This is a genomic window from Flavobacteriales bacterium, assembly GCA_020435415.1.
Classification (GTDB): Bacteria; Bacteroidota; Bacteroidia; order JACJYZ01; family JACJYZ01; genus JACJYZ01.
The window spans coordinates 1-6,778 of the sequence record JAGQZQ010000130.1 but is presented as its reverse complement, the minus strand read 5'-3'; the positions used below and the strand labels follow the sequence as shown (position 1 = coordinate 6,778).

At 49.1% G+C, this 6,778-nt stretch carries 4 protein-coding genes; all 4 read right to left on the bottom strand.

The features are described from left to right. Positions 1-297: 297 nt before the first annotated feature. Positions 298-2,727, bottom strand: coding sequence for a TonB-dependent receptor (locus KDD36_14310; protein ID MCB0397821.1), 2,430 nt, complete (start codon positions 2,725-2,727; stop codon positions 298-300). Beyond that, on the bottom strand, positions 2,724-4,082 hold the full coding sequence (locus tag KDD36_14305) for an HTTM domain-containing protein (GenBank protein ID MCB0397820.1): 1,359 nt from the start codon (positions 4,080-4,082) through the stop codon (positions 2,724-2,726). Before KDD36_14305 ends, KDD36_14310 begins: the two co-directional genes overlap by 4 nt. 3 nt (positions 4,083-4,085) lie before the next feature. Further along, entirely contained in the window at positions 4,086-5,213 is a 1,128-nt protein-coding gene (locus KDD36_14300) for an imelysin family protein (GenBank protein ID MCB0397819.1), read from the bottom strand. Positions 5,214-5,315: 102 nt separating this feature from the next. Continuing rightward, a complete protein-coding gene (locus KDD36_14295) occupies positions 5,316-6,407 on the bottom strand; it encodes a DUF4856 domain-containing protein (protein MCB0397818.1) in 1,092 nt (363 codons plus the stop codon). Positions 6,408-6,778: the final 371 nt, after the last annotated feature.

Here is a 6,778-nt window from a genome sequence, read left to right as displayed (position 1 = left end):
AAATGATCAATTGCCAGAATAATAGACCTGTCAATCACTTAAAACATGCTTTGGCTGACTAAGTGGTCAACGCGTTAGTAGTTAGTAGGCAGTAGGCAGTTCCGGCGGTGTCTGTTTTTCGGGGCACACAAATCCCCGCCCCATCTCAAGTTACGCAGGATTCATAAGCGATATGTGATAATGTGGTGTGTCATCTTACCAAGGTGCTTTTTTACATGAAGTTTATTTGGAAAGAATATGGCAATGGATGGCTATAACCCATGTGGCAATTTCTCAGAATGAAGGATGTAAAAGGTGTTAAAGCTTGACCTGGATTGTCATGTACACGCTTCTTCCGTCGGAGGGGATGATCCCGGGACCAGGGTAGCCGTCCGCACGCCTGGTGAAATACATGGCATTGGCCATGTTGTTGATCCCGGCGGCAACCATGAAACGGTTTCCGCAATATTTTAACGAAAGGTCCATCACAGAGTATGCAGGAATAATGCCGTTCACGGCGTTGGAAGTTCGCACGGCATTGGTGGCATCTGTATAATGTTCGCTGGTATAGGCATACTGCCAGGTGGCTTTCAGTTTCTTTGCGCTGAACGTTAAGCCTGTCTTTAAAATGGCTGAAGGAACCAATTCAACTTTTTTATGATCAAATGCCGCTTCCCTGCTGTGGATGTATCGGGCGTCAAGAAGGGTGGCGTTGATGAATACCGCCAACCCGGCTTTTGTATCCTCACCTTTCCAGACCCGTAATACGTCTACTTCTGCAAATGACTCTGCACCGTAACACCTCGAATCGGCGATGTTGGTACGGAAGCGGTAGGTGTTAAAGTTAACACTGTCTACCATGATCAACGATCCGATGCGCCGGTTATACCCGATCAGAAAGAGGCTCAGGTCATAATTGAACACTTTCCGTACATGACCTCTGAGGCCCAAATCGGCACTGTACCCCTTTTCATCCTTTAATTCGGGGTCTACTTTCAGGTTGGGGTTGACAATGCGCATATCATTGAAGTTGATCGCCCTGTAGTTTTGGGAAATGCTGCCATACCATTCCGTGGCTTCATTCGGTTTATGACTGATGCCAATGCCGGCCAGTATCAGGGATCTGGAATCTGAGCGTTCATCATTTATCTTTTCCTGGTAGATAATGTTGCCGGCGAGGTCGCGGTTTTCTTCTCTGTAATAACCGGATGCGGCGGTATGAATATATTCGGCCCTGACTCCCGGGATGATAGAAGTGTTGGGATTTATGTAGAAGATGTTTTCTGCAAACAGGGCCACGTTCCGGCTGGGGAACTGATAATCCGAATGCTCGAGGTTTTCCGGATGCAGGTATTTGAAGTCTGCATCCGATCCTTTACTACCGTATCCCTGGAGTCTTTCTGTGAAGCCCTGGTAATACCGGCCACCCAGTAAAACAATGCCATTCTTCCCGAATATTTTATAACGATGAAGCAGTCGGGTTTCATGACCTGCATTGGTATAATGGTCGGTCAGGAGGTCTCTCTCGGTCATGGGATCTGCACGATTGATCAGTCCGAGGAATCCGAGGGCATCACGACCTGCAACCAGGCCGAAGTTTCGCATGTTGAGTTCGGTGTTCGGACTCAGTTTGTAGTCGATCGTGAGGGCCATTAAGTTCCAGTTTACCCTGAACCAGTTGCGACTGCGTATGGATTGGCGAGGATTTTCTTCGAACATCTGGTCCGTAAGCCCTCCCGGTTGCCTGGTGAGGTAGCGCATGTAGGTGTATTCCGCTGTGAGGGTTAACCGTGGACCGGCCGCATAGTGCACAGCTGCATACGTGGTATGGGATTGAAATTCGGAGTGAGGCCTCCAGCCGTTTCCGGTTTTGTATTGATGAAAGGCGTAGTAGTTCAATTTGCGAACGGTTCCTCCGACTGAATGAAAGGCGCTGTATAGCCCGAATGATCCTACGGTTTGGCTGGACAGAAATTCTACCTTCTTCTCCGTAGATCCCCTTTTCATTCTAAAATTCACCATGCCACCGAATTGCGTGCCATATTGTAAAGATGCGGCGCCACGCACGATCTCGATGCGTTCCAGGGCCTCGGCAGGAGGGGTGTAATAACTTTCCGGATAGCCAAGGGCATCGGCGCTGATGTCATATCCGTTCTGGCGTGTGTTGAAATTTGATGTCCTGTTGGGGCTCAGTCCACGTCCACCGATACCAAGCTGAAGTCCGGCGCCATCGCTTTCCCAGATGTTCAATCCCGGTACCCTGGAATAGATTTGCCTGCTGTTGTTGGTTGCCAGATTAGCGGGTACTTCATCCAGGGTGATGACCTCGCTTTTTTTACCGGCGTAAATGGACGTACCTTCAACCGCTCTTAACCGGCCAATACCCAGGGCGTGGTTTTCATTTCCCGTGATGGTGATGGTTTCCAGGTTTACATGCAGACTGTCCATTTTAATATTGATGATCGTATCACCTGTAACAACTACAGGTAGCGAACGGGTCTGCAATCCGGGTGATGCAACGGAGATGGTGTAGGACCCCGTTGAAATGTTTGTCAGAATGAATGTGCCGCGATGATCTGTTTGGGTGTTGTGCCACCCGGGCGTCATAACAACCTGTGCGCCTGTAACGGGATTTCCGTTGGAGGAAACGGTGAGGGTCCCGCTCACAGATGCATGGTGTTGTGCCAGCCCGGTGGATCCCAATGCCAGCAAAAGGATGCCTGTTGCTATGGTAGGGATCATCTTCATGGCATCGGGGTATAAGGCAGGATCCAATGTTTGGGTCGGAAGGATTCGCTTTCGGCGGCGAGGTTTACCGAGTGGTCAATAAAGGTCCGGCTTCCACTGCCGTTCAGTGTGGCATAGCTTTCCACCCGCACGTGAGGATCAGCCATGCCTTTTTCGCGATAAACGTTATGAATGTGATGGGCGAACTGGAGAATCATATCCGGCTGTGTGGCCATCATTTTCTCCTGGTTACGGGTGAGATAGTCGTTGTTATTCACCTCACTCTCACGACCTGATGCTCCATCCCTGACATAAAAAAAGGCGGTACCAGCCTTTTCCATCAACATCACCCGCCAGGAAAAGCGGTAACCCTGTTCCGTCCAGAACAAATTTCCTGGATATAATAAGAAACGCCAGGGGAGAAGCACCTGGATGGTGAAATGGATCACCATCAGGGCCATGATCCAGCGATGGTTACGGCTGATACCCAAGGATGCTCCGGATGCCGGTGATATGTTTTTTACCGGAATAAAACGTCTCCACAGACGGATAAGCCTGAGATGAAAATCTTCCGGGAAGAAGATCAACGTCGAGAAGATCATGACATAGGGGAACATGCCTATGGGAAAAAGCCATGCGGTTAATGCATGGAAGATGATGACAAACATATAGGCAGCGGGTCGTGTGCGGGCATTCCATAGGAAGAAGACGATGAACAGGTCGTATGCAGCCCCGAACCAGCTGAATACATAAGCGGTCCATTCCTGCGTAAGGAAAGATCCTATCAAAGGCAGATGGCTATGAGCGGGCAGCCAGATCTTAAGGGGCATGGCATTGAATAGCCAGTCGCTGTTCAGCTTGGCAATGCCTGCATAAATATATACGATGGCCAGTTGCCACCGGATCACATCCACCATCCATGTTGGAACACGCTCCAGGAGAAGGGCCGGATTCAAACGTACATCAACGGAGAAATACCTGTTGGCAGGCAGGAAGATGAGCAGGAAATTGATGATGCTTATGAAGTAATAGTGGTTGAGGTAATTTGTCTTATCTATCAACTCCACATAGGTGAACGTGATAAAGGAAACGATTACGGCAAAACGATAACGCCAGCCTATCATCACCATCAGGTAACTGATTGCCATGATTGTAAACACCGCATACATGCCGGTCGCATCCAAAGGCTTTACCCATTCAAAACCGAAATACGGGAAATAAAATCCGGGTTTGATGTATTGTTCGTAGACCCACCCTTTGAGTATAAAACGCACGGTAGCGATGGTCATGACCGCGCCGAAGATCACCCGGAAGATGGCCAGCGGAGCAATGTGCACCGGATCTTTTATCTGATATCTCTGGAGGGTGAGTGACATGGTTTAGTCCCCGTCGTTGTCCTGATACGTGATTAAAATACCCAGCGCCGAAGGCATATCTGTTTTGAATAAGACCAGCAGTTTCTGCAATTCGGTATAGGCAGCGTCTACGGTGGCAGACTGGTTCACGACGGCATCAGAGAGCGGATCAGGTATGGCTGCCAGGGCTGTTCGGGCTTTGTTGATCTGGGCCTGAATGGCGTCAGACAACATGCTCCCGTTGTAGTTTGCCTTGAGGAGAGTGAGATAGTCGTCCAGCCCCAACCCGTTTGTGCCAGCGTTTCCTTTGCCCAGATAAATACTTTCAAATGCGCTGAGATGTGCCTGTGCAAGGTCCATTGAAAAACCGCTGTAATATCCCTGCACCTTTTCGGGTAGCGGGGTGCCCAGGGACATCTTTCCGGACGGGATGCCGATCTCATAATTCTTGAGGATCTCGAAATCGTAGTTCAGTTGGTTTACCAGCAAACCTGTAGAACTGCCTACACTTGTGCCGTCGTTTGAGGTGAACGTATTCAGATAATTCCCACTTCCGGTCCATTGGTCGTATACCTGAGAGGCCAGGGTATGGATCTCCATGGAAAGGTCTTTCAGATAAGTAATGCGGTTTGCGGCCTGGGGATCGGTGGTGTATAGGGAGATCATCTCCTGAACCGTTTTGCCGGTTCCGAAGAGCAGAAAGTCAAGGGCGGGAAAGCCTTTGGCATCAAGGTTCGCGGTGGCCGACAGGTCGTATGTTCCGGCAGAAATGTTGGCGGAGATCTGTGTGGTATCTGTGGGAAATGTGTTGATGTTGGTGCGAAGAAGAACCTGCTCTGCCGGACCGAATTCAAAGGGTGAGACATACTGCCAGGAAACATAAACGTCTTTAAATGCCTGTCTCAGTGCTATGAGTCTGCTGCTGTCCGGTGCTCCGGTGAAGTCTATGACCAATGAGTCGAGCGTGTTGGTGGCATCCAGCCAGTCGGCATATGCCGGGACAATGACCTGGTTGCCCATGTTTGCGAGCATCGCCTTTCTGTCAAACTCAACCTCGTCAGGATCATCTTTGTCCTTTTTGCACGAGTACAGAACAGTGATGAGCGTGCTAAATGCCAATGCTAACAGTATGAAGGAGGTTTGCTTTTTCATATTTCATGTTTGAGTATCAGAATGCGCAAAGCAACAGCTGAGAACTGTTGCTTTGTGCTTTGCCGGATGGCTGCTGAAGAAAGCAGCCGCGCTACGCAGTTGTCAGAGGATGTTTTTGATGTCATCTAAACCGTAAATTGTGCTCAGGAGATCTCTGGCATTGTCCAGATCTGTAGCAGTAACATTGTACAGGTTGGTGCCAATGTGATTCAGTACGTCTGTAATCTGTGAATCGGTGATCTTTCGATCGACATTATACTTCAGGGAATAAATGAACCCCAGGCATTCTGAGAGCTCGTGACACCTTACGCCGTCATTGGCCAAATTTAGTTTTACGCTGTTAAGGTAATGGATGGCAGAGCCTACGCAGATGCGTTCCCACATTTCACGCAGGGTGGTTACTGCTTCGTCGCGCGATGTATAATCTTTATTGGAGATGGCGGCGCGTCCTTTAAGAAAGGCATCCATCATTGTTTTGTTGCTGCCCAGCACCGCATCTCGTTGGTTGCTGTAGGACCCCCAGTAGGCTGCGTCTGAAGTGTTGGTAGGAAAGTCAACGGGTACGCCGAAGTATCCGAAGGCCTCATCCCAGTGGTGTTCCATGGCCGTGCCTTCACCGGAGGTTACGGTGTTGTTGTCATCGGTGACAATGTTTTCCAGGTAGTAAGATGTGGCCTGATAATAGAATATGGCACCCATCAGACCTTTTCTGATCAACTGATTATACTCGATGCCATTGGCGTCAAGCAGATATGTTTTGGAGGCATCGGAGGAACTGGCAACCACGCCGGCCACGCCATTGGAACCTGCCACGGTAGACTGGCTTGCCAGGGCCAGGTTGTCGAAATAGGAATCGAACAATGACTGATCGGCGGCATAGGTCTTATTCTTCAACTGCTTTCCGCTTCCGTTCAGGGTTGCATCACTGAAAGGATTGCCTGCGTTAGCATACATGTCTTTCATCTTCTGAGCATCCAGTACGGTACCGGATATTTTGCCCGTGTTCATATAGGAGGACAGCTCATCCAACATGGCTATCCTCTGCGTCTGGCCGGTGTGATCCACATTGGTGAAAGCATAGGTGGTGGGTATAGTATATCCTGTTTCTTCAGGTGTCGGATCGGGATCTTCTTTCTTGCAGGAAGAAGCTGTTACGATCAGGCCAATAAGGCAAATGGGGAATATATATTTCACGATGTTTTTTCTTTGGTAAATGATCGGGGCAAAGGTGAGGCGAACGGCTAAGCGGGACAATACCTAAATCGGGGTATTCGGAATGCTTTAAATGGGTATTTCGCTTCATCTCATGCCGACTTTACCGTTGATCAGGATCAATCCAACAGTGAAATGTTATTGATAAGCCTCAATCCGGAATTCCTGTTTATGGCTTATGTTGGTTAAAATGAACGATTATGAAAGAAGAATTTCAAACATTGTCTGAGGAGGAGCAGGTGCTTTTGTTGCAGGCGCCGGCTTTGGTGTCTGTACTGGCTGCATGTTCAGACGGGAAAGTGGATGAGCATGAAATCAACGGTGCAAAGGAAATGACCCATTGGAAAACGATC